This is a genomic window from Burkholderia sp. LS-044, assembly GCF_004803625.1.
Classification (GTDB): Bacteria; Pseudomonadota; Gammaproteobacteria; order Burkholderiales; family Burkholderiaceae; genus Burkholderia; species Burkholderia cepacia.
This window is the reverse complement of the sequence record NZ_SSWO01000008.1, coordinates 259,686-281,794: the sequence shown is the minus strand read 5'-3', so window position 1 is coordinate 281,794 and position 22,109 is coordinate 259,686. Positions and strand designations below refer to the sequence as shown.

The following is a 22,109-nucleotide window of genomic DNA, read 5'->3' as shown; positions in this document are numbered from 1 at the left end:
CTTTCGAGCGAGCGCACGTGCGCTCGCCGTGCAGCAAGTCAAAATGAAAACCATAATCAGAAGGCGAAAAACATGAGCTGGTACTGCGACGCGGAACGCGAGTTGGCCCATATCAGACGATCAATCGGGCTGCTTGAGCAAGCGCAACACGCGTTCATCAACAGATCGACCGTCAACGATCCAGCGTACTGGAGAGTCAAGCTCAACAAGCTCCGCACGCAATCCGAGCGCAACAAGGTTCTCTCACTCCAGGTGGACGAACTCCTGGCCCGCCTCGAACGCATTCAGGACTCACGCTCCCGAAGATAGGAGCCGACTCCTTCTTCGCCCCTCTTTTTCCGGGTGCACGCGCATTGCAGGGAGCAATCCCAGGAGCACCATCATGATCGACGCCAACCCAGGCAACACGTTTCGACACCTTCCACTCTCGCCCGAGCAGGATGCGGAAATCCGGCACTATATAAAGAAAAAGGCGCAAAAGGGCGAAGCGTGGGACACCCCTGAGTTGGCGATGATGCTCGGAGACATGCTTTCCCCTCCGCCAAGCGACGACCAGACGCCAGAGGCTACCGTCGAAGAAGTGAAACTGGCCTGCGAATATGCATTGGCCTCGATCGACGAAGCCATGGAGTCCGTATCCGCACGTGAGGAACGACTCGCCGCGATGGAAGCCGAGGAAATGAAGCACCCCAGGCAGTAACGCATCCACGATGCCCGAAGCTCGAGCCGCAGTTGCGCCACCGCTTCTTTGCCTTCAGCCGGATTGAACGACCCGGCCATCCCTCCGCCCGTCACGTCGCGTACGCAATCGCATCGTCACTCGCCTCGAAAAACGCGAATTTCCGCGAACGCCCCGGCTGCAACGGGGCACCCGTCGTTCAGCGGCCGATCGGCAACCCCGTCGGCTCGATCCAGCCCAGCTTGTAAGCGATCAGCAGCGACAGGAACAGCGTGACCGACAGCCCGACGCGTGCCGCGAGCGACCATGCCATCCGCTTGGACTTGCCGCGATCGTGATTCATGAAATACAGCGCGAAGATCAGGCTCGCGATGATCATCGCGAATGCCACGGAAACCAGCAGAGTTTTCATTGGTGATGCCCTTGAAGATCTGAATCGGCCTGAATCAGTTCGGCCAGTTTTTGCCGCTCGTCGGCGAGCGCGCCGACGCCCGACGCCGGCCAGTCCAGCGCGACGCCGTTGCCCAGCGAATCGCGCACAAGCGCCTGGTAGCGCCGGTCGTTGATCCGGCCGTGGTCCATCGTTTCCGAGATCTCGCGCCGGAACGGCAGCGGGAAACTCGCGTATGCGCGCGACAGCGCCGCATATTGTCTCGCATCGATCTCTTTCGACGATGGTATGACTGTCCAGATCACCACGGCCACGATGGCCGTGAACGGGATCGCAGTGTAGCGAAGGATGAACTTGATCGGGGTCATGAAACGGTGGGCAGAAGTGATCGCGAATGCGGGCGGCACGGCAATGCGGCAGCGAAGCCGCGGCCGGTCCGCGCAGCACGACATTGTACTGTCAGCCCCATACGGCTGACAGAGTATGATAATGACATTATCATGTTCATCACATGATTCAAGAGACCCGGCGCCCGCACGCATGCGGCGTTCCCGCCCTGCCGCCCGGCGCCGGTTTTCATGTCCGTGCCCGCGATCCGCGGCGATTGAGCGAAGCCACCATGCCAGCGCAGTACTTTCGAAACCTGACGGGAAAACACCGCAGCGCGAACGCAAACCGTCAGCTCGGGTTTTCGTTGGCGTTCGTCGCCGGCGCGGCCAATGCCGGCGGCTTCCTCGCGGTCAAGCAATACACGTCGCACATGAGCGGCATCGTATCGGCGATCGCCGACCAGACGGCGCTCGGCGACGTGCGGCTCGCGCTGGCCGGCATCAGCTCGCTGGGGTCGTTCCTGATCGGCGCCAGCTGCTCGGCGATCCTCGTCAACTGGGGCCGCCGTCGCGGCCTGCACAGCCAGTTCATGCTGCCGCTGCTGGTCGAGGCCGCGCTGCTGCTTCTGTTCGGGCTGCTCGGCAGCCATCTCGCGCTGTGGGAAACCTTCTTCGTACCGGTGACCGTGACGCTGCTGTGTTTCATCATGGGGCTTCAGAACGCGACAATCACGAAGCTGTCGGGCGCGGAGATCCGCACCACACACATGACCGGCATCGTGACCGACCTCGGCATCGAACTCGGGAAGCTGTTCTACTGGAACCGGTCGGCGATCGACGTCGACGCGCATGCGGTGGTCGCCAACCGCTCGAAGCTGCGGATTCATGCAACGATGCTTTCGTCGTTCTTCATCGGCGGCCTGGCCGGCGCAATCGGCTTCAAGCATGTCGGCTACGTATCGACCGTGCCGCTCGCCGCGGTGCTCGTCACGCTGGCGATCGTACCGGTGATCGACGACCTGCTCGCGTTGGTCCGCAGCAAGCGTTGAGCGCGCACCCGGCCGCGTTTCCCCGCGTGCCCGGTAGTAGCGCCGAAGGCTCATCGATTATAATTTGATTAACATACCGACCACCCTCGCCCCGCAATGGAAACAAAAACCGCCCGCCTGACCGTCCTGATCGATCCCGCGAAGAAGGAAGCATTCGAGATGCTCTGCGCAGAGCAGGACCTCACGCCTTCGCAAGTCGTGCGGCAACTGATCCGCGAGTATCTCGACCGTCACGGCGTGACGTACAAGACCAAGAGCGCGCTCGGCAAGCGCGTGAAGTAAGCGCGGCCGCGCACGCGGCGGCGCTTGACGCCGCTTGACGCCACTTACGCGCCAATCTCCCACCGCCCCTTAGGCTGCGTACGCTGCACCAGCCGCTGCGGCTCGATGCACTCCCCGGCCTTCATGCGTCTCGCCGTGGCCGCCAGCTTGAGCTCGCCGGCCTGTGCGCACGCAAGTGCGCGTTCGAGCAGGATGCGGAGTGACGGCAACCGCTGGCCACCCTTCCACGCAAATGCGATGTAGTTGTTGTCGTCGCCGCACGGCACCAGCGTATACGACGCACCGAACACCGCTCGCAGTTGCTCGAGATGTTGCGGCAATTCCGGATCGTCGTCCATGAAGTTGATCGCCAGTACGCCGGTATCACTCAGGCGCGCCCGGCATGCTGCGAGGAATGCCGCACCCGTGCACCGGCCACGCTCGCCGTCCGCGACGAACGCGTCGTGCAGGATCACGTCCGTCCGGACATCCGCCCTTTCCAGGTGATCCGCGGCGTCGGCGCACACCACCGTGAACCGGCCGTCGTCAGCAGGAATCCTGAATACGTCCCGCAGCGCGATCACGTCCGGGTTGATCTCGACCGCGTCGATCGCCGCACCGGGCAGGTGCCGGTAGCAGTACTTCGCCAGCGAACCGCCGCCGAGCCCGAGCATGCAGATGTGCGCAGGCTCCGGCTGCAGCAGCAGAAAGCCCATCATCACGCGTGTATAGCCGAGTTCGAGCCGGCCCGGATCCCGGAGCGACATGAAGCTCTGCGTGCCGATATGATCGAAATGGAGCGAAAGTGCGTGCTGCGTCTCCAGCACGAAAGGCCGGCCGTCGTTCAGCGGCGTCGCCAGGAACCTGACGAACGCATCGTAGGAAAATCGTTCCTCGGCCATGGTGGGCTGTCGATCAAGCAGTCGATTGGCGCGGGTGCACTCAGACCTTCTTCAGGTAGCAGGCCTTCAGCATGAAGCCGCCCATGTCGGTCTTGCAGTCGACCTCGTGATCGCCGCCGACGAGCCGGATGCTCTTGACCTTGGTACCCATCTTCAGCGTGATCGACGAGCCCTTCACGCGCAAGTCCTTGATCAGCACGACCGAATCGCCATCCGACAGCACGTTGCCGTTCGCGTCCTTGACGACGTCGCCGGCCGGCTCGTCACCGGTTTCGGCGCCGGCACCGGCCGACCATTCATGGCCGCAGTCCGCGCATACGGTCAGCGTGCCGTCCGGGTAAGTGTTTTCCATCGCGCATTGCGGGCAGGCAGGGGCGGCGTTCATTGCAGCTTCCATTCAGGAGGAGTTGGGTCGTCGATAAAAATGCCGGGCGCGCTGGCAGCGTCGCCCGGCCGGCCTGACGGCACGCGCCGACGGATCGGCGGACCGCCGTCGGCGCACACGGCATTATAATGCAATTCACATATCTTGACCGCTGTATTATAATCACCGCTTTCGCGCCGTTCGCCGGATTTGCAACCCGTTTCCACGAGAATGCCGGCACATCCAAGCAGGATGCACACACCCCGGCCTCGCCGACGGCTGCTCCGGGTTCCGCGGGAAAGCGTGTTTCACGCGCGCCAGGCGCACCGCCGGCCTGGCACCGCACACCGATTCTCCGTTCAGAGGCTTTCCGACATCGTGGCAACCGTCGTGTACGTTGAAATCGGCCCCGCCTGGAACCGCAACCGCGGCGGCGCCGCACGAAAAGCAGCCGTCGACGCGGCGCGCGGCTTCGAAAGCGACATCCTGCTGATCGCGAACGGGATCAGCAGCAACGCGAAGGACAGCGCCGCCATCGCGGCGCTGCAGGTGCACGGCGGCGCGTCCGCGCAAGTGCTGGCCACCGGCCCCGACGAGGAGGCGGCGCTGCAGGCGCTGCTGCCCGTGCTGCAAGCGCGCTGATTTGCGCACCACCCGGCGTCACGGCATCCCGCCCACCCCGAATCCCCTTTTCACGAGGAAGCGATGAGCGACAACTTCACGTCCAACACCCCGAACCTGTCGGCCTCCGCCATCTGGGCGCTCGAGCGCCTCGCCGACGTCCGCTACGGGCGCGATGCGCCCGCGCTCGGCTGGTCGATCGCGCGGGAACTCGTCAGCGCGGGCTTCGTCAGCCATTCCGCGCACGGCCGCTCCGGCGCGTCGATCACGGCCGAAGGGCGGACCTTCCTGAAAAGCCGGAAGTAGACCGCCGGCGGCGGCGGATCGACTTGATCCTTTTGAGCATCACAATGGCGATTTTGCGCCTTATGAGGATCACCCTGCGCTTCTAAAGTGGAGTCACCCCGAACGAACGGGCGTCAACTTTCCGATCAAGGAGCCAGTCATGAGCCGCATCGCCATCCCCGCCATCGAAACCGCCACCGGCGCAACCGCCGACGTGTACGCACAAGTCCGCAAGGTCGCCGGCGGCACTGTCCCCAACCTGTTCGCCGCCGTCGGCCATCTCGCGCCGAACGCGCTCGCGGCCGTGCTCGACGCCGAAGGTGTGCTCGCCGGCGGCACGCTGACCAGGCAGGATCTCGAAACGATCAAGCTGCTCGTCAGCGCCGATACCGGGTGTGACTACTGCGTCGCCGCGCACAACCTGCTCGGCAAGATGACCGGCCTGTCGGCCGACGCACTGCGCGCGATCCGTTCGCGCGAGCCGAACACCGGCGACGCGAAGCGCGACGCACTGATCCGTTTCGTGCTGAACCTGCAACGGACGAGCGGCACGATCACCGACGACGAATTCGCGGCGATCCGCGATGCCGGCTACACGGACACGCAACTCGCGGAAATCTCGCTCGCGATCGCGCTGACGATCTTCACCAACACGTTCAACCGCATCAACGACACGGTCGTCGATTTCCCGCCCGTGAAGTAAGTCGCGCGGCTGCAAGAGCATCGGGACGGCATGCGGTGCCGCTGCCGTTCCGATCGCGCCCGTCGCCGGCTCCATTGCCGCGGCGGGCGTGCCGTCTGGATGACGGCCACGGCGCTGCTTGGGGGATCGAAAAAACCGAAGTGCCGCGCTGTCGCCGAGTGGTTCGTCGAGCCGGACAACCGTAGCGACGGGCCCGGCATCGAACCGTGCGTCGACATCTGGCCGATCCGTCTGCGAGTGCATCGAACCGCAGCAGGCGCCGCCTCCTTCGCATTTACTCCGCATCGCCGGCCACGCCGTCGTCCGATGCCACCGCGTCGCGCGAACCACCGAACGACTGGCGCCGCCATTCACCTGGCGTCATCCCCGCCCAGCGCGTGAACACGCGGCGAAACGCAGCCACCGACTGATAACCGACGTCGGCCGAAACGGCCTCCGCGCTGGCCGACGGCCGGCGCAGCGCATTCGCGGCGAGGCTCATCCGGATATCCGTCAGCAGATCGGCGGCCGAGTGCCCGAGTTTCGACTGGAAATGACGCATGAAGGTCGCGCGCGACATGCTGCACAGCGCGGCCAGTTCGGGCAGCGTCCACGGCCTTGCCGGATCGTCGAGCATCGCGACGATCGCGGGCGCGAGACGTGGTTGGCCGGCCAGCGCCAGCAGGCCGGTCGGCGCCTGCCCCGATTCGCTGATCGCGCGCAGCGCGAGCGCGAACAGCGCCGCCGACAGCGCGTCGAGGATCGCGAGACCGCCGAGTTGCTGCTCGAGCGATTCCGCGCGCATCAGCTCCACGAGGGCGGTCAGCCGCGCGGTGGCGGCCAGCGCGTCCGCCGTGCGGCTGTCCGCCACCGCGCGCACGACGAGATCGGCCGGCAGGTGGCGCCGGATCAGCCGGTCGTGCGGCGGCGCGACCACGAAACGTCCGCACAGCATGTCCAGCCGCTCGCCGGTGCCCGCGTTCTCGCCAATGAAGACGTGACCGCCGGGCCGCTTGACCGCCGGCACCGGCGGCAACCCGCTGCCGTCGTGGAGCACATGCGGGGAACCGTGCAGCAACAGCACGAGATCGCCGCCGCCGAGTTCGCGCACGGAGCCGTCGTCGGGATTCTCGAGGATCGCGCGGCCGCGCAGCACCACGTGATACGGGATCTCGCACGCAGGCGATCGTTCATACGTGACCGCCCACGGCGCGCCGAACGCGCAGCGGATTTCGAGCTTCCCGGTAACCGTGACGAGTGCCATGAAGCGGCTCAGCCAGTCGGATTCGAGTGTCATGTCGAGGGGTGAACGCACATCGGAAGTGCGGCGTGCGCCGCATGAAAGTTCGATTATCGCGCGGCCAGCCGCTGCAATCGCGCACGTTTCCGGTTCGACGCCGTCGATGCACCGGCGTCACTCGCGGCCGCCGGACGCGACGCCCGCCGCGACAAGGGTTTTGCTATCATTCCCGCGCCCTGTCTTGCCGAAATGGACATGCCCGCTCGCAGCGTGCCGCGCTCGCGTACCGCCGATCGCACGCCGCCGCTCACCGACCCACACCGCCGCCCGACCTGCCGGCGAGCGCGTGAACGGGCCCCGACCAGCGCGGCGTCGACGTGCCGACGGCCCGGCCGTCCCATGCGCCCCCTTCTTTCTCGGAAACCACGATGCCGCCTGTCTCTTCCCCGCCCGTTCTCGACACGCCGCGCCTCATCCTCGAAGGCCATCCGCTCGGCGACTTCGATGCGCTCGCCACGATGTGGGCCGAGCCCAAGGTCGTCGAGCACATCTTCAACGGCGAGCCGTCCGCGCCGCGCGACTCGTGGATGCGTATGCTCGCGTATCGCGGGCTGTGGCCGCTGCTGGGCTATGGCTACTGGGCGATTCGAGAGAAGACGTCGGGCCGTTATGTCGGCGACCTCGGCTTCGCCGATTTCCACCGGCTCATCGAGCCGTCGATTCGCGGTGTGCCGGAAGCCGGCTGGGCTCTCGCGACGTGGGCGCACGGCAAGGGCTACGCGACCGAGGCGCTCGCGGCGGCGCTTGCATGGCTCGACGGGCAGCAACGGTTCGAGCGCAGCGTATGCGTGATCGCGCCGACCAACGTGGCGTCGATTCGCGTCGCGGAGAAGGCGGGTTATGGCGAGCCGCAGCGTATCCGCTTCAACGACGCCGATTCGTTGCTGTTTTCGCGCAAGCGCCGATAGGCGAGCGTGGTTCGTCGGTCACGTCAGTCCAAGGCCGGTTCGTAAAAGCGCAGGAAGAGGCCGTTGTCCATCGGCCAGCAGTTCCCGCTTTCGTCGAGCAGAATCCAGTCGCCCGGCTTTACCGGACGCCAGCCTTCCGGCGTCGCGACTGCCCACGTGTCGTGGCGCCGCGCCACCCGGTCATGGTCGCCATCGACGAACCATCGTGTGGCATCGACGTAGGCGGTACGTTTTCTGAATCTCATCCTGCCACCCAAGAAAGCGGATATCAGCGTCGCGCTCAATGACGAAGCGCGAATCGCGTGTCGGCGCGGGGCGCGCATCGCGATGCCGCAGCGTCCGCGTCGAGCGCGCGCTGCCCGGCCTTCAACGCATGCGTCGCCGCCCGCGTGTCGCGCAACGCCGCCCAGCCCTCGGCGACGAGCGCCTGCAACGTTTCGCGAGCGACGACGGAGATCCGGACATCGGTCTCCTGCATTCTCCCGAGCGCCGACATGACCTCGTCCGGCTGATCGGGCGCCAGCGCAAGCACGAACCGCGAACGCGTCTCGGCGGCGCGGACGGCCCCGGCCCAGTCGGCCCGCGCCACCGCGGCTTCGATCGCGTTCGTGAGCGTTTCGAGACTCTGCACGACTTGCCACGGCATCATGTCGCCTTCCCGTCAGTTGCCTGTCACCGTCCGCATGACGGACGAATTCGCGGCGCATCATGCGCGCGCATCAGGAAGCGAAATTGTAGGGAACGATACGCGGCGACATCGGTAATAGTTTGTAATGAAATGTCGAGTAACCTTGCCTGGCGTCAGCCGAAGTAAAGTTGGTGCGTTTTGCGAAGTAAAGTCTGAACTTGGGCGTTTTTTCAAAAATTTGCCCCGGTGCGCGCGAAACGTTCCCTTTGCAAATCAATGATATGAGTTGATTTGGGAAGTAAAGTTGGACCTTTTCCGGGGCAGTTACGATCGGAAAGTTCGAACCCACCGAACGCCTGATTTCACTGTCGTGCCCGTTGCAGCGCCGGCAGTCGCGGTCACGCGCTCCGCGGAACCCGAGTTTGAATGGATAATCGTGCCGTCATGATAAGAGAGATTATCTCGCGGCCACCCGCCGAAACCCGCACCCTTCTCTGCCATCGTGGGCGCTAACCGGCTGCGGGCGCCGGAATCGGCGAATGTTTGCCGCTGGCGTTGAAGCGCTGCAGTTGCTCCCACGCCTCGAGGTAGCGAAACTTGGGCGCGGCCGCCAGTTGCTCGTCGTGCAGCACCAGCACGCGTTCGACCACCGTTTGCTCATGGTCGAGCAACAGGCACGGCTGATCCTGCTCGATGCGCTTGATACACGCGTCGAGCGCGGCGTCCGCACAGCGGTAGGGCTCAAGACCATCACCTGCCGCAGTCTCGCCCCACATGAAGTACGCGAGGTAGACGACCCGGATCAGGCAGCAAATCTGGTCGAAATCACCGCGCCCGGCGCTGACCGTCGCCAGGGCGAGATGGTTTTCCAACGATAGCGCGCGCACCTTGGCCGTTGCCAGCGGCAACAGCATTTCCTTCGTGCGCGGTGGCCGCGGGGGTCGGGATAAAGGTTGCTTGCTCATCGATCAAAACGATTCGTTCTTTCAATCAGCCCGGCATGGCCAGGCGCCCCGGTACGTTACGCTTCATCGGCCACGATTTGCAACCGGCCGTTGCGGTCAGCCACCTCGCGCCGCATCGAAAACAGCCGCCCGCAGCCTGCACACGCCCACCCGCGGCCATCGACCTGCTGCGCACTGCCGACGCGACCGCAAAACGGACACGGCGTCGCTGCTGTCGATTCGATGCCCAACCGGATCCGCGCCGAAAGACTGCCACTCGGTTCGAGCCGATCCGCAAAATCGGTGAACATGTTGTGCCATTTCTGGACCATCCCATGGCTCGTGCCGACAAAGTCCGCCACCTGCATGACCGACAACGGCAGCGACAGGTGCCGAATGAACAGGCGCATGCGCTCGAGCGAGCTCATCTTCGTGTTGACGAACGGGGTGCCGCGGCGCCGCGTGAATTTGGTCCCGCAATTCGCGCATTTGAACCGCGGGAAGGCGCCGTTCGGGCATTCATCGAAACGCGTCTGGTGACTGCCGCAGTCCGGGCAATGCGGAGGTCGATGGCTGAGTGAATTCAGTTCGTCGAATTCGCGCGTCAGACGAGCTGTCAAGGTGAGGTATTCGCGCGCGCCGATTTCGGCGAAGGCCAGCGGCACAGGTTCCAGTTCGGTGGGGCGGCCACCGAGCCTCACGCGGCGCTCCCACTTGCTGCTCGGGTCGAGCTGCAACAGCCACGCGCGCCAGGCCACCACACGTTGGCTGATGTCGGTCGACAGGCTGCCCATCTGTTCGCCCGCATCAACGCACGAAATCGGCTGCGACAGCAGGGACACGAACAGATCGAGTTTCTTGAGGTGCTTCTCGCCGAGCGGGGTGTCGGCCGTGCGGCTGAAGTAACGCCAGCAAGTCTGGCACTCGAACATCGGCAGCCGACCGATGGGGCGCGTTCGGAATCCCGCACTGATGATGTGGCCGCCGCCACAGCGCGGGCAGCGGGGACGCGGTTCGTGACTCGCGGTCAAGATCCTGTCGAGCTGGGCGGTCAGAAACGCCGTCAGTTCCTTGTCCTCGCCGGCGGTATCGGATCGGCGAAGTGTCGGGTGGCTCGATCGGGCGTTCATCAGAACTGGGCGGTTAGCTGGAATCCGAGCGTGACCCGGTTCGTCGGAAAGCCGGAGGGTTTGTACACCGGCGTACCGGCGAACAGGTCGTAGCCGTAGCCGCCGAAACGCGTCGCGACGCTGCCCTTCACGCCGATCACCGCGCCCGCCAGTTGCGTGCCGACCAGCGCGACCGGCTGCGGGCCCCACACACGGCCGTAGTCCAGGCCCGCATAGACCGCCATCCCGATCTGTCCAATCGGCGCCTGCAACTCGTTGCGCCAGTAGAAGCCGCGAGACGCCGCCAGCATCGTCTCGCCGTCGAAGCCACGGACGGTGTAGCGGCTGCCAATCGTCAGGTCGTCGATGTAATACAGCGTGTTGCCGGTGTACTGGCCGTGGAACGTTGTCACGTAGCGGAACGGTTGCTGCGCAATCGCGAACGGCACCGATAGGTTCGCATCGAGCACTGCCATTTTGTAGCGATAGGTTGGGCCGCCGTCGGCCGCCAACATGTCGTCCTGCGCGCCGAAAGCGCCGATGCCCTGCCGATACGCGAGCGTGCCGTCGAACTGCGCGTTGCCGAAATAGTGGCGATCGGTCAGGCCGAACTCGACGAACGTGTTGTTACGGCGCTGCTGCGGAATCTCGGTGTCCTCGATGAAGCTCTGCCCAAACCGCCGCGACAATCGAAACTGCGCGCCGAACACATCGTTCTGGCTGCGCGACAGCACGCGATTCAGCTTGAAGTCGACCGTCTTCGAATTGCCGCTCGCGATGAAGTTCTGGTTCACGCCGGCGATCTGCTGGTAATACGTGTTCGTATACGCCGAGAGCGTTGCGGTCCAGTAGCCCCACGGGATCGAATAGAAGCCGTTCCAGCCGTGCGAGCCGAGCCGCTTGTCGCCGAACTCGAGATCCTGGCTCACGCCGATGTTGAAGATGTCGTTCAATCCGAGTGGGTTGTCGATGCCGAGCGACAGGTTGCCCTGCAGGCGGCCGGTCGCTCGCGTACCCGAGTTGTCGATCGACGCGACGACGGTCCACGGCTTGGCGCGCTTCACGTCGAGCACGACGTCGCTTTCGCCCGGCACGTCGGCCGGCACGATCTGCATCGACACGTCCTGGCTCGACACGCGCTTCATCTGCTCGAGGCCCTGCTCGAGGTCGCGCAAGTTCAGCAGTTCGCCGTCGCCGGTCGGGAAGGCGGTTTTCCAGGTGCCTCGGAGCTTCTCGTCGGCGAAACGCACGTGGCGGATCACACCGGGGATCAGAGAAAACTTGAGGGTGCCGGTCGACAGATCCTGTTCGGGCAGCAGCACGCGCGTCGTGACATACCCACGCGCCAGGATCGCTTGCGACAGGCCCTTGACGAGCACGTCGAGCCCTTGTTTGCCGACGCACTGGCCGGCGTAGTGCTCGAGCCATTCGCGCGCGAATGCGAAACGATCCATCGGCAACGCCGACGCGCCTTGTGATTTCAGGGAAGCGGGCAGCGCATCGGGTACGTCGAGTGCGAAACGCTCGATCCGAAAGCAGGGCATCTCCGACGGCAGCGTGGGATACCCTGCGCTTGCCGTCACGTTCGATCGTACCCCAGGCGCGGTGACGGTTCGCTCGCGCTCACGTGCCTCTTCTTGCTGTCGGGTTTTCTGGTCATTGCCCGGAACGGTCAGGCGCGGCGCTTCCTGTGCGGACACACTGGTCGCGATAAGCAGCAGCGCTGCCGCAGCAGAATTCCCCCGGCGAATAGTTCTCATGTGTTTTTCTAGATATCTGATCGTTAACTACAATTCAGTCGAGCATGTTATAGGTGCATTATTTCATGAAAATTTATAAATATATATTAATGATTATTTTGCAATAATAATGCACTATATTATTGCCGTGGCTTTTCCGTCTCGTCGTTCTTCACCTCATAGCTCTTGCGCGCCTTTTTGTAGCTGTTATCGAAGGGTTTGATCTTCAACATCGCGGCGCGACTTGTAAAGCCCCCGATCAAAGCCACCCCGAAACCAGCCAATAACACAATCCCTCCGAAAATTGATGGTGGAATGAATTTGACTGCGACATACATCGCCAACACTCCTATCACAATCAAACTAAACCTGACCCATCGAGGAAAATTCCCATCCTCGATCATCTTAATTTTTCGCACCATTCCCTCCAGAATTTCCCGTTGTCGATTTCACGACACCTTGCCAATAAGAATTGAGCATCTCTTGAACCTTATTTGATATATCGCTGCCGTTCATAGTATTCGACACTCCATTGATAACCGGGCCGAGAAGGGGATATTTCTCCGATGCTGCATTCGACACCACGTTCAGTATGCCGCCAACCCCGTACTGCCCAAAGTTCGGACTCACCATCTGCCCGATAGCATCAGCGCCGACACCAACGGCCGTCGCCCCGAATGCAATTTGCGCAAACAATGGAGCAAAGGGAGACGGAGCAGACGCCAGTGCGCCACTCGTCGACCCAACCCACCCGGCAGTCGTTGACGTGGCCGACGCCAAATCGCCCGTCGTTGACTTGACGTAATTCACGTCGGTTTGGTTCGGCAGACGAGTAAATGGCCCTGTCAACGTGAAATGATAATCTGGCTTCGCCGGCTGATCGTAGCTGAACTGACTCGGCACCTGACTAGGCGCAGCTGAATCCGCGTTTGCCACGATATAAGACTGCAACTCAAGATTTGCGGTAGCCGTCTTCTGAGTTAAAACCATCTTGCCATCGGCCGTAGCCGGTGCGCCGACCCATTGCGCACCCATGTCAGTCGGTGTCGTGCCAACGAGCGTCGCCGGCGCGCCGGATTCGTGGATCCCATTCACGGACACACCCATAATCCGCATCTGATCTTCGATCTGCGCTTGGGTATATTTTCCTTTGCTCTTATCTGCCAGCTGCTTCGCAAGCGTCTTTTCCTCAGGGTGGAGCTGCCGATTGAACCGATCAACGTTGTACCCAGAGAACGCCCCCGATTCACCGCCCACCGCCGCACCCGCCCCGGTCGCAAGCGCGTTCGCCACGATGTTGCCCAGCGCCTGATTCATATTGGCGTTGCCGGTCGGATCGCTGCCTGCGATCGCGCTGCTCAGCTCGTTCAGCTTGCCCGACGCGATCGACGCAATCGCCGCACCGGCTGCGCCGCCTACCGCGTTGCCCCCCGCCAACCCTGTTACCAATGCCGCACCGGCGCCTTGCATCAGCGCCCGGTTCGCTCCGCCTTCCTTCCACGCGTCGACACCGGCCTGATCGCCATTCTTCTCGGCTTGCCGTTTCATTTCGTCCGCGTAGTCTCCGATCCGGCGCGACACCGCTTCACCGGCCGCGCTGGCCGCAGCCATCATGTCCGACTGATTGGCCAGCAGGTTCTGCATGTCCGGAAGTTTGGCGACCGTCCCGTTGGTATTCGTCGTATCGCGGTTCAAGCTGGCCACATCCTGCTTCTGGTTTGCCGAATCCGTAATCGTAACGGTCCCCGCACTCACGCCGCTCTTCGTCGTCGCGCTATCACTGCCGCTGTCGTTCTGGCCAAGCATGGGTGCAGCGCCACCCGTATTCTTGCCCGACGTGCTGCCATGCGTGCTGTAGTTCATTCCGCCGTCGCCGGTCGTCGCACCCGCACTGAAGCCGCTCGAACTCGCATCGTAGTGCGACTGGTTCTGGACGTCCGAGAAGGACAGCGAACCCGTCGTCAGCGAATTCTTCGACGCATCCGCGCCGCTCGCGATCAGTCCGCCCTTCAGGTCGGTATTGCCGGTGACGTTGATATTGAAGCCGCCGTCACCCGCGTGAATCCCAGCCTGTTCATTGACTCCCGCATAGCTGCCCGACGCGTTGCCCTTGCTCTGGCTGAAGCTCGCACTGGCGCCGCCCTGGCTGATGCTGAAGCCGCCGCCCGAACTCGACTGATGCGCCGCGCTCGTCAGCGTATCCTGCACGCTGACGATGTTCAGGTTCCCGCCCACATCGGCGTTCACCTGATTGCCCTTCACATTCGAGCCGATGATGTTCGTATCGCCGCCCGAGATAATCGTCACGCCGTTTGCAGCATTCACATGGCTGTTGTTCTGCGTGGCCAGATCGCTGTTACCATCGCCGTTGGCCTTCGACATCGCCGCGGAAACACCGAACCCGCCCGTGCCGACCGACACGCCCACGCTCGCGCTCTTCGATTCATTCGTGCTGCGAGTCGAATCCGTATCCGTCGTATTGACGATATTGACCTGATTCTTCGCCGCCAGAATCACATCGTTCGCGTTCACGTTTGAGCCAGCGATCGTCACATTGCCGCTGCCAGTCTGACCGTTGCCGGTCGCCGCAAACGCCACCGTCCCGCCCGCGTTCACATTCGAACCGCGATTCATCACGCTGTCTTCGGAGAACGCGCTCTTGCTATGACTGCTGCCGACGCTGACCTCGACCTTGAACTGAGGCGTTTCGCTCGCCCCCAGCGCTCGAACCACATCGCCCGCGGCAACGTTCGCATCCCATGCCGCACTCGCCGCTGCCATCCCGTGCAGCGCCGCGGCCCGACCATCCTGGCTATTGCTGGACGCACGCGATTGACCCACGGCATTCGACACCGCGTCGATCACCGGCGCCTTCAGTGCCAGCGTCAGGCCGCTCTTCGAGACTTCCTGCGTTTCACCGCGGTGGTTCTTGTCCTGTGCTGCGTCGATCGTCACGTTCGCGCCTGTCCCGCTGAGATTCTTCGCTGCGATCAGGTCACTGCCCGTCACGTGCAGGTCGTTTCCAGCCGTGATGCTCAGGTTGCCCTTCAGCGAACCGATCGTGCTCCCGTTGTTCGACACCTCGGTCGTCTGACTAGTTGTCTTCAGCGAGCTGCTGCCCACCGACACCGACAGTCCTCCACCCGACATCAGCCCGGATTCCTTCTTGTTGTAGTAGCTCGACGACTGCAAGGTATCCTGCGACGTCGTCACCGTCACGTTACGCGCTGCCGTGAGCGTTACGTCATTCGTTCCGACGATGGTACTGCCCTGAACGTTGACGTCCTTCCCGCTGACAATGTTCACGCGGTCCGCCGATACCAGGCTGCCGCGATTGAGCGTCATCGTCTGATCGATACCGCTCGCAACCTTCACGCCGCTCACCACATTGCTATGGCTATGCGTTTCGTGCGAATTCAACTCGTGCGTTTCGGTTGCGGCGCCGATATTCACATCGCCGGCCGCCATCAGGTTCGCATTACCCTTATCCAGGCTGATCGTGCTACCGCTGATTGTAAGATCCTTGCCTGACGCCAACGTAACGGTATCGCCGCCCTTGAGCGTCGTCCCGGACAGTGCCTGATCGGACGTGTGCAGCGTTTCCGCGTAGCTGCCGTGACTATCACTGCCTGAACTGTTGCTGTTGACCGTCGACGTCGCGCTCGCCGCGCCGAGCGTCACATCGCCCTTGGCGGCGATCGTGCCGCCCTGGCCGAGGTCGATCTGCGCGCCCTTGGCCGTCAAATCACCGCCCACGCCGATGCTCGACTGCCCACCAACCGTCACCGAACTGCCGGTGACCTTGTTGATGTCGGTGTTCGACACACCGTTCGCCCGCTGCACGATCTTGTGCTCGCCCGTCTGCACCGCGCCGAGATCCCAGTTGCCGCCGACGTTCATCCCGAGGTTGCCGCCGACCGACAGGTTGCCCGCGTTCTGCTGGAAGTTGCCGCCGGTGACGATCGACGCGTTGCCCGCGACATCCAGTTTGGCAATGGGCCCGAGCGTCGTCACCACGCTCGTCGCGCCGTCCCGACTCACGCGCGCATTCGTCTTCGTCGCCGTGTCGAGAATCAAGTCCTTGCCGGCATCAAGCTGAAGGCTGCCCGCCTTCACGTTCGCCGACGTCAGATCGATGTTGTTCTCCGTCTTCAGAGACATCAGCCCACCGCTTTGCAGCGCGCCGAATGCGTTGTCGATCTGCTTGCCCTGGATTGCCAGCGTGTTGTCCGCCTTGATCGTGCCACTGTTCGTGAACGACTGCGCGTTCTGGAAATCGATGTTCGTTGCGCTGATCAGCGGGCCGTCGATGTTCTGCTGGCTGGCCTTCGCGAGATACACGACGGGCACCAACACCGACTGACCGTCGACCACACGCGTTTCCATCATGATTACGTTGCTGGTCAGCTTCGATACCTGATCGGCAGACAGGCTCGCGCCGATCGGAAGATCGAGCGACTTCGACAGGCTCGCACCGGCCGCCATCAACGACTGGTACATCGTCTCCAGGTCGGCGTACGGCCCGAGTACCGCCTTGCCGGTCAACGACGTGACTTCGTTGCGCACAAGCTGCTGCTCGTAGAAGCCGTCACCGAGTCGCTTCGGAATATGCGTGAGATCGACGCCAAGCTGGCCGAAGAAGTAGTCGCTCGAAATGAAATTCTTCTGGTTCGTGAACGCAGGGTTCGTCTCGATCACATAGCTCGCGTTCGGCGCGGTAGTCGGCTTGAACAATCCGCCCTGCGGAATGGCGAGATTGTTCAGCACGTTCAGCGCCGTCGCGCTGGCGATGATCGGATCGACCGGCGCGGGCGCACCACCGTGCACGGACGACGCCCCCGATTTCGCACCGCTCGCGTTCCCACTCAGATTGGTAGGCGTGAGACCCGGCACCGACTGTCCCGGCAGCAAGCCGAGCGACGGAATCGATGCATTGCCCGCCGAGTTGTTGACACTCACTCCAGTACCGGAAATCGTGCCGTTCGAATTCAACGTCGCATCGTAACGCGGCAGCTTGTAGTCTTTGATCGATGCTGGCGCCGCCTGCGTGTAGCCACCCGGCCGAGAGCCGACAAACGGCGCATTGCCGAACGGAAGCTTCCAGTCATATTCGGAATTATCGTAATTGTTGTAGTGATATTGCCCCGAGTAGGAAACCGACACGCCCGGCAGTTTCTGGCCGGACGCCGCCCAGCCGTCGGCGTCGTAGCGGGCTGGCATCTTGATGTCGCCGACCGCCGCGATGTTGCTCCAGTAGTTCTGCAGCGTACCGACCGAAGAGGCGTCGATCTTGCCGCCCGACACGATCTGGGCAGCCGGGCTGATGTCCGTTACGGTCGTCGCCGTCGCGCTGTCCGCATAGTAGGTCGTGAACTGATACGTGCTGTTCCACTGACCGCCGTGAGGCGGCTCGGTGTAGACGCCGCCGATGCTGTACGGATCCTTCACGCCAACCTGGCCAGTACGGCCGCTGATCGGAATACCGAACTGGCCGAGCAGCGATGGATCGATCGAACTCGTCGAGGTCTTCATCACGCGGCGCGTGCTCGTCAATTTGTCCGCATGCAATTCCATATCGCCTTCGGACTGAATCAGCGCGGACACGTTGTTGACCAGCGCGGCGTTCGTGTAATTGCCGCTTGCGTCCTTGCCTCCTGCCAGCACGACCTTGCCCATTCCGAAGATCGCCGTCGTCGCCATCGAGTCGGTGGCCGTCGTGTCGTCGCGGTTTTCGATGTCATGCGCGAGGATTTCGAGCATACCGTTGCTGTCCGATCCGCCGATCAACGCGGTCGGTCCAAGGTTCGAGATCGTATTCGTCGCGTTGAGCGATAAGCTGGCGCCGACCAGCGCCCCCGTGTTGGTCAGATCGGTCGACTGCGTACGCAGCAAGCCGCCGGCCGTCAGGGCTCCCGCGTTGACGATGTTGCCCGCATTGACGCTCAGGTTGTTGACCGACTGCAGGTTCGCGTTGTTCGTGAAGGTGCCGGGCAACGTGAACGCGAGATCGTGACCGACGTTGAACTGCGTATCGGATGCCGCCGTGTAGTCGCCCTGCAGGTTCACGTTGGCGTCGTGCGCTGCGCTGTATGTGCCGCCACCTTGCAACGTGGCCGCTGCGACCGACAGGTCGTGCGTCGAGCCGATCTGGCCGTTCGTGTTCGTGACCGCGCCGGCCGTCGTAACGTTCACGTTGCCGTTCGAATTCGTGACGTTACCGATAAAGCCGCCGCTGTTGTCGAGCGAGTTCCCCTGGACATGCAGCGATGCACCACTGAGCTGACCGCCCTGCGTATTGCTGATCGATGCCGCGCTGACCGTCACGTCGCCGTTACCGGTAATCGCACCCATGCCCGACACACCGCCGGCATGACTGTTCGCGATCTGGTTGTCGCCTTGCACCGTCATCTTGCCAGCACCGAGGTCGACAATGGCGCCGTCCGCGTTGTCGATCGAAGCCGATTGAATGTCGAGTGTGCTGGTGTCACCAGCAGTAGATTGTCCGGCCTGGACGTGGCCACCTTGGTTCGACAAGGCACCGCCGCTCTTCAACGACAGCGACGCGTCCGATCGCAGCAGGCCCTGCGCGTTGTTCACATCGCCTGCGATCGTCGCATTGATGCCGCGTTGCGCGGCGAGGATACCGCTCGCGTTGTTCCAGGCGGCCGCGTTGACGATGGCTTGTCCCTTCGTCACGATGGTGCCCGACGTGTTGTTCAGCGCGCTCGAGCCATTGCCCGGTGCGATCGTCAGCGTGCCCGTGCCGGCATGTGTGATGTTGCCACCTGCGTTGTTCAGCTCGGCGGGCTTGAGCGTCAGATCCGTGCTGTTGGTCTGGATCACGCCAGCGGCCGAGTTGTCGAGCGTGCCGCTGACATTCATGCCCATCGTTGACGACCCATACTGCGTAATCGTGCCGCCGTGGTTGACGAGGTTTTCTGCCGTGAGCGCAATCTGATTGGCCTCGAGCTTGCCGCCGCTGTTGTCGAGCGTCGAGTCGGCCGTGATCGACAGGTTCGGCGCGACGATCGAACCGTTCTGGTTCGTCATCGAGCCTGAGTGGATTGCCGCGTTCGTGCCCGCACCGATCTGGCCGCCATCGTTCGTCAGCATGCCACTGGTGACGCTCAGATCCGTATTCGACAACAGCTTGCCGCTCGCATTGTTCAGCGTGCCGGCAACGGTTGCCGTCAGTCCGCTCTGCGCGTTGATCGAGCCCGCCGCGTTGTTTAGCGCGCCGGTTTGGGCGGCGACGCGTCCGTTGCTCGCGATCGAACCGCCTACGTTCGATATCGAGCCCGAGCCGCCTCCGAGCGTCAGTGTGCCGTTGCCGGCATGCGTGATCGTGCCGCCGTCATTCACGAGTGCGGTGGGGGTGAGCGCCAGGTCGGTGCTGTTGGTTTGCAGCGTGCCGGCATTCGAGTTGTCGAACGTGCCCGACACGTTCACGGCCATCGCGCCAGCGCCCGTCTGCGTGATCGTGCCGCCATGGTTCACGAGGTCGGTCGCATTCAACGACACCTGGTTGGCCTGTACGGCACCCGCGCTATTGTCGAGGGTCGTGCCCGTCAGCGCGGCCGTCAGACCGACGATCGAGCCGCCGTTGTTGACCAGGCGCACGCCTGCGTCGACAACCACCTTTTGCGCGGCCTGCAGCGTGCCGCTGCCGTTGTCGACCGACTGGCCCGATACCCGCAGATTCGTATTGGAGGTGATCACGCCGCGATTGACAACGTTTGCGCCTTGGACCGACACATCGCCGTTGCCGCCGATAACGCCGCCGTGCGCGCCGTTCGCGGTCGTGCCCGCCGCATTGGTCAGTTGACCGGTGGTCATCACCGACAGGCCGTCGCCGTTAAGCGACGTGATCCGGCCGGCCGTGTTGTCCAGCGACGCGCCGGCCACCGTCATCCCGGCCGCGCTTTGAACGGTGCCCTGGTTGTTTGCGATGGCGCCACCACGCACCTCCGCCGTACTTTCGGACACCATCTCGCCAGACCGGTTGGCGATCTGGCCGGCCACGTTGACCGACAGCGGGCCTTGCGACGAGACCTTGCCGCCTTGGTTCGACAGGTTGCCGCCGGTCAGCGTCGTGCTGCCGCCACTCGACAAGCTGCCGTGATCGTTGATCACCGTGCCGGAAGCATTCGCCTGAATGGCGCCTTGTGCGCTCGTCGTCGCATTTGCGAGATTCATGTCGCCGGCCGTCGCGTTCAGCGACAGATTGCCGTTTGCGGCCGTCTGGCTGCCGGCGAGATTCACGCTGCCGCCCGTCAGCGACGCGTTACCGCCCGCCACATTCTGGCCGGTCGCGGTGAGCTGGCCCGACGCCGTCAGATTCAGGTCGCCGCTGTGCGCGACGGAACCGTCGTTGTTCACACCCGCGCCGAGCGTGCCGGTCGAATTGACGCTGCCGACGTTCACGGTCGTGTTCTGCTGCGCAGCGAACGTGCCGCTATTCGTGAGGTCGGCGCTTGTGCTGGCCGATAGCGATTGCTGCGCGTACGTCGTGCCGTTGTTCTGAATGCCGCCGGCCGCCGACAGCGCGAGGTTGCCACTCGCGGTCGTCTTGCCCGTCAGCACAAGTCGGCCGTTCGACTGCAATGTGAGATCACCCGCCTGCGCAGCGATCGTACCGGCGTTGGCCACCCCCACGCCGAATTCATTCGATGCGAGGAAGATCCTATTGCTATACATTCCGCCCAACTGGCTCACGTCGATCGCGACCGCCGGAGCGGGGCCGTCGCCGGCGATCGGCGTCGCGGCAAGCGTGTCGTGGTTGACTTGGGCCGCCCCGGCGATCACGTTCAGGTTCTTCGCATAGACCGCTGCATTCACCTGTACGGCACGGGCGATAAGGTCAACCTGATCGGTACCGGTTGCGTTCAGGCCGGCGCCTGACACGGTTACGAGCCCGCGGTTAACGTTATAACCGGCGAGTGAACCGTCGGCGCCGTAGTACGGCACGCCGGTCGTCAAGGTTGCGCGGCTGGTATTCAGGAAGGTTCCACCGTCCACGAAAATCCCGGACGGGTTAGCGATGACCAGCTCGGCGCGAGCGCCTGCGATCTCCAAAGCGCCCCGAATTTGAGAGGGGTTCGGGCTGTTGACTTGGTTGACGATGATCCGCGCGGCCTGGCCTGCGCCGTAATTCGGGTTGCCGTTGATCCAGCCCGCCTGCTGGGTCTGAACCATCGTGGCCGAGTTGTTCAGGATCGCGCCAGCGCGCTGTACGTCGAACTGGTTGTAGGTGTTGACCGATACGCCGGCGCCCGAAGGCTTGGCCACGTTGACCTGAGGCAAGCCGTTCGGCGTCTGGATCACCTGCGTGCTGGTGCCGGGCGTCGGAACGATCTGCGCACCGGACAGGGTGGGTAGCATGCCGAGCGCGGCGACGCCCGCCATCACAACGCGAACGCCGGACGTCGACGAGCGCCGCCGCACACGTGCCTCGCCCGTCGCTGATTTCCCGTCAGCCGTCGCCGTCTCCGCGACGGCCACCACCATACCCCGAAGCCTGGAATACACCAGGCGATGCGTATTCTTGTTCATTCTCGTTGACGCGGCCCGCGTCCATTCGTTGGTTATCGAACGCGACCTTACCGAAACCCCGAGAAATGACTGTCAACAATTGCCAAGTCGTTGATGGAAAACCACAAATTCTGCTTTTCGGATGCGTCTGATTGACGAATGCAGCCCTCATCTAATTGTGGCCAAGACAGCTTATCTCGTTGATCCGATTGGATAGCCATCGATATCCGACGCGAGCTGCCCGCCCAGTAAGGCTCAACGCCATATTCGACAGAGAAACAGAGCGCCCGGCGGTATCAGCCAGACTGCAATCGTCCACCACCATGTCTCTGCAGAGTTTCGACTTTGCTTTGCGCCATCAACAAGATCGAAATTCAGTTCGCATCC

General features: G+C 63.1%; 20 protein-coding genes. 8 read left to right on the top strand and 12 right to left on the bottom strand.

Going from position 1 to position 22,109, the window contains the following annotated elements; all coding sequences use genetic code 11:
* Positions 1–72: 72 nt before the first annotated feature.
* Together E9536_RS22330 and E9536_RS22325 are read left to right on the top strand one after the other, a co-directional pair.
* Entirely contained in the window at positions 73–309 is a 237-nt protein-coding gene (locus E9536_RS22330; protein WP_027792576.1) for a hypothetical protein, read from the top strand.
* Positions 310–382: 73 nt separating this feature from the next.
* Positions 383–700, top strand: coding sequence for a hypothetical protein (locus E9536_RS22325; protein WP_027792575.1), 318 nt, complete (start codon positions 383–385; stop codon positions 698–700).
* Positions 701–878: 178 nt separating this feature from the next.
* Here the strand turns inward: E9536_RS22325 and E9536_RS22320 are convergent, their stop codons facing one another.
* Together E9536_RS22320 and E9536_RS22315 are read right to left on the bottom strand one after the other, a co-directional pair.
* Positions 879–1,091: a twin transmembrane helix small protein gene (locus tag E9536_RS22320; RefSeq protein WP_006489184.1), complete on the bottom strand. Its 213-nt coding sequence runs from the start codon at positions 1,089–1,091 to the stop codon at positions 879–881.
* A complete protein-coding gene (locus E9536_RS22315; protein WP_027792574.1) occupies positions 1,088–1,438 on the bottom strand; it encodes a hypothetical protein in 351 nt (116 codons plus the stop codon). Before E9536_RS22315 ends, E9536_RS22320 begins: the two co-directional genes overlap by 4 nt.
* 251 nt (positions 1,439–1,689) lie before the next feature.
* Between E9536_RS22315 and E9536_RS22310 the strand changes: the two genes are divergently transcribed.
* Both E9536_RS22310 and E9536_RS22305 read left to right on the top strand, forming a co-directional pair.
* Positions 1,690–2,448, top strand: coding sequence for a YoaK family protein (locus tag E9536_RS22310; RefSeq protein ID WP_027792573.1), 759 nt, complete (start codon positions 1,690–1,692; stop codon positions 2,446–2,448).
* 96 nt (positions 2,449–2,544) lie between these two features.
* A complete protein-coding gene (locus tag E9536_RS22305) occupies positions 2,545–2,730 on the top strand; it encodes a ribbon-helix-helix protein, CopG family (RefSeq protein ID WP_021158209.1) in 186 nt (61 codons plus the stop codon).
* Between the two features lie 44 nt (positions 2,731–2,774).
* Here E9536_RS22305 and E9536_RS22300 read toward each other — a convergent pair whose 3' ends face one another.
* Positions 2,775–3,611: a spermidine synthase gene (locus tag E9536_RS22300; protein WP_136470660.1), complete on the bottom strand. Its 837-nt coding sequence runs from the start codon at positions 3,609–3,611 to the stop codon at positions 2,775–2,777.
* Between the two features lie 40 nt (positions 3,612–3,651).
* On the bottom strand, positions 3,652–3,996 hold the full coding sequence (locus E9536_RS22295; RefSeq protein ID WP_021158207.1) for a zinc ribbon domain-containing protein YjdM: 345 nt from the start codon (positions 3,994–3,996) through the stop codon (positions 3,652–3,654).
* 357 nt (positions 3,997–4,353) lie between these two features.
* Between E9536_RS22295 and E9536_RS22290 the strand changes: the two genes are divergently transcribed.
* The 3 genes from E9536_RS22290 (at position 4,354) to E9536_RS22280 (ending at position 5,584) form a co-directional block, all read left to right on the top strand.
* Positions 4,354–4,617 carry an HPr family phosphocarrier protein gene (locus E9536_RS22290; RefSeq protein ID WP_059693440.1) on the top strand — a complete coding sequence of 88 codons (264 nt, stop codon included), beginning with the start codon at positions 4,354–4,356 and terminating at the stop codon, positions 4,615–4,617.
* Positions 4,618–4,680: 63 nt separating this feature from the next.
* Complete coding sequence (locus E9536_RS22285; RefSeq protein ID WP_021158205.1) at positions 4,681–4,902, top strand: hypothetical protein; 222 nt, start codon at positions 4,681–4,683, stop codon at positions 4,900–4,902.
* A 139-nt stretch (positions 4,903–5,041) separates the two neighbouring features.
* On the top strand, positions 5,042–5,584 hold the full coding sequence (locus E9536_RS22280) for a carboxymuconolactone decarboxylase family protein (protein WP_136470659.1): 543 nt from the start codon (positions 5,042–5,044) through the stop codon (positions 5,582–5,584).
* A gap of 274 nt (positions 5,585–5,858) precedes the next feature.
* On the opposite strand, the gene E9536_RS22275 is transcribed toward E9536_RS22280, so the two are convergent.
* Complete coding sequence (locus E9536_RS22275) at positions 5,859–6,860, bottom strand: AraC family transcriptional regulator (protein WP_136470658.1); 1,002 nt, start codon at positions 6,858–6,860, stop codon at positions 5,859–5,861.
* A 371-nt stretch (positions 6,861–7,231) separates the two neighbouring features.
* Between E9536_RS22275 and E9536_RS22270 the strand changes: the two genes are divergently transcribed.
* Positions 7,232–7,771: a GNAT family N-acetyltransferase gene (locus E9536_RS22270; RefSeq protein ID WP_060317581.1), complete on the top strand. Its 540-nt coding sequence runs from the start codon at positions 7,232–7,234 to the stop codon at positions 7,769–7,771.
* A 23-nt stretch (positions 7,772–7,794) separates the two neighbouring features.
* Here the strand turns inward: E9536_RS22270 and E9536_RS22265 are convergent, their stop codons facing one another.
* The 7 genes from E9536_RS22265 to bcpA form a co-directional block, all read right to left on the bottom strand.
* Positions 7,795–8,055, bottom strand: a complete 261-nt coding sequence (locus tag E9536_RS22265) for a hypothetical protein (RefSeq protein ID WP_226113495.1) — start codon at positions 8,053–8,055, stop codon at positions 7,795–7,797.
* Positions 8,052–8,420: a hypothetical protein gene (locus E9536_RS22260; RefSeq protein ID WP_136470657.1), complete on the bottom strand. Its 369-nt coding sequence runs from the start codon at positions 8,418–8,420 to the stop codon at positions 8,052–8,054. The genes E9536_RS22265 and E9536_RS22260 overlap by 4 nt, the downstream gene beginning before the upstream one ends.
* 488 nt (positions 8,421–8,908) lie before the next feature.
* Complete coding sequence (locus E9536_RS22255; RefSeq protein WP_247873493.1) at positions 8,909–9,364, bottom strand: hypothetical protein; 456 nt, start codon at positions 9,362–9,364, stop codon at positions 8,909–8,911.
* Between the two features lie 56 nt (positions 9,365–9,420).
* Positions 9,421–10,275, bottom strand: a complete 855-nt coding sequence (locus tag E9536_RS22250; RefSeq protein WP_348772165.1) for a DUF746 domain-containing protein — start codon at positions 10,273–10,275, stop codon at positions 9,421–9,423.
* A 197-nt stretch (positions 10,276–10,472) separates the two neighbouring features.
* Entirely contained in the window at positions 10,473–12,212 is a 1,740-nt protein-coding gene (locus E9536_RS22245; RefSeq protein WP_136470655.1) for a ShlB/FhaC/HecB family hemolysin secretion/activation protein, read from the bottom strand.
* Between the two features lie 119 nt (positions 12,213–12,331).
* Entirely contained in the window at positions 12,332–12,529 is a 198-nt protein-coding gene (locus E9536_RS22240; protein ID WP_124817538.1) for a hypothetical protein, read from the bottom strand.
* 67 nt (positions 12,530–12,596) lie between these two features.
* Positions 12,597–21,743, bottom strand: coding sequence for a contact-dependent inhibition toxin BcpA (gene bcpA, locus E9536_RS22235; RefSeq protein ID WP_168799556.1), 9,147 nt, complete (start codon positions 21,741–21,743; stop codon positions 12,597–12,599).
* Positions 21,744–22,109 lie beyond the last annotated feature (366 nt).

Bases quoted from the DNA above. Each gene is read 5' to 3' on its own strand.
- E9536_RS22260 (WP_136470657.1), bottom strand. From the start codon at position 8,420: ATGATGCCGTGGCAAGTCGTGCAGAGTCTCGAAACGCTCACGAACGCG.
- E9536_RS22255 (WP_247873493.1), bottom strand. From the start codon at position 9,364: ATGAGCAAGCAACCTTTATCCCGACCCCCGCGGCCACCGCGCACGAAG.
- E9536_RS22305 (WP_021158209.1), top strand. From the start codon at position 2,545: ATGGAAACAAAAACCGCCCGCCTGACCGTCCTGATCGATCCCGCGAAG.
- E9536_RS22320 (WP_006489184.1), bottom strand. From the start codon at position 1,091: ATGAAAACTCTGCTGGTTTCCGTGGCATTCGCGATGATCATCGCGAGC.
- E9536_RS22295 (WP_021158207.1), bottom strand. From the start codon at position 3,996: ATGAACGCCGCCCCTGCCTGCCCGCAATGCGCGATGGAAAACACTTAC.
- E9536_RS22240 (WP_124817538.1), bottom strand. From the start codon at position 12,529: ATGTATGTCGCAGTCAAATTCATTCCACCATCAATTTTCGGAGGGATT.
- E9536_RS22250 (WP_348772165.1), bottom strand. From the start codon at position 10,275: ATGTTCGAGTGCCAGACTTGCTGGCGTTACTTCAGCCGCACGGCCGAC.
- E9536_RS22300 (WP_136470660.1), bottom strand. From the start codon at position 3,611: ATGGCCGAGGAACGATTTTCCTACGATGCGTTCGTCAGGTTCCTGGCG.
- E9536_RS22245 (WP_136470655.1), bottom strand. From the start codon at position 12,212: ATGAGAACTATTCGCCGGGGGAATTCTGCTGCGGCAGCGCTGCTGCTT.
- E9536_RS22280 (WP_136470659.1), top strand. From the start codon at position 5,042: ATGAGCCGCATCGCCATCCCCGCCATCGAAACCGCCACCGGCGCAACC.
- E9536_RS22310 (WP_027792573.1), top strand. From the start codon at position 1,690: ATGCCAGCGCAGTACTTTCGAAACCTGACGGGAAAACACCGCAGCGCG.
- E9536_RS22330 (WP_027792576.1), top strand. From the start codon at position 73: ATGAGCTGGTACTGCGACGCGGAACGCGAGTTGGCCCATATCAGACGA.
- E9536_RS22285 (WP_021158205.1), top strand. From the start codon at position 4,681: ATGAGCGACAACTTCACGTCCAACACCCCGAACCTGTCGGCCTCCGCC.
- E9536_RS22325 (WP_027792575.1), top strand. From the start codon at position 383: ATGATCGACGCCAACCCAGGCAACACGTTTCGACACCTTCCACTCTCG.
- bcpA (WP_168799556.1), bottom strand. From the start codon at position 21,743: ATGAACAAGAATACGCATCGCCTGGTGTATTCCAGGCTTCGGGGTATG.
- E9536_RS22315 (WP_027792574.1), bottom strand. From the start codon at position 1,438: ATGACCCCGATCAAGTTCATCCTTCGCTACACTGCGATCCCGTTCACG.
- E9536_RS22270 (WP_060317581.1), top strand. From the start codon at position 7,232: ATGCCGCCTGTCTCTTCCCCGCCCGTTCTCGACACGCCGCGCCTCATC.
- E9536_RS22275 (WP_136470658.1), bottom strand. From the start codon at position 6,860: ATGACACTCGAATCCGACTGGCTGAGCCGCTTCATGGCACTCGTCACG.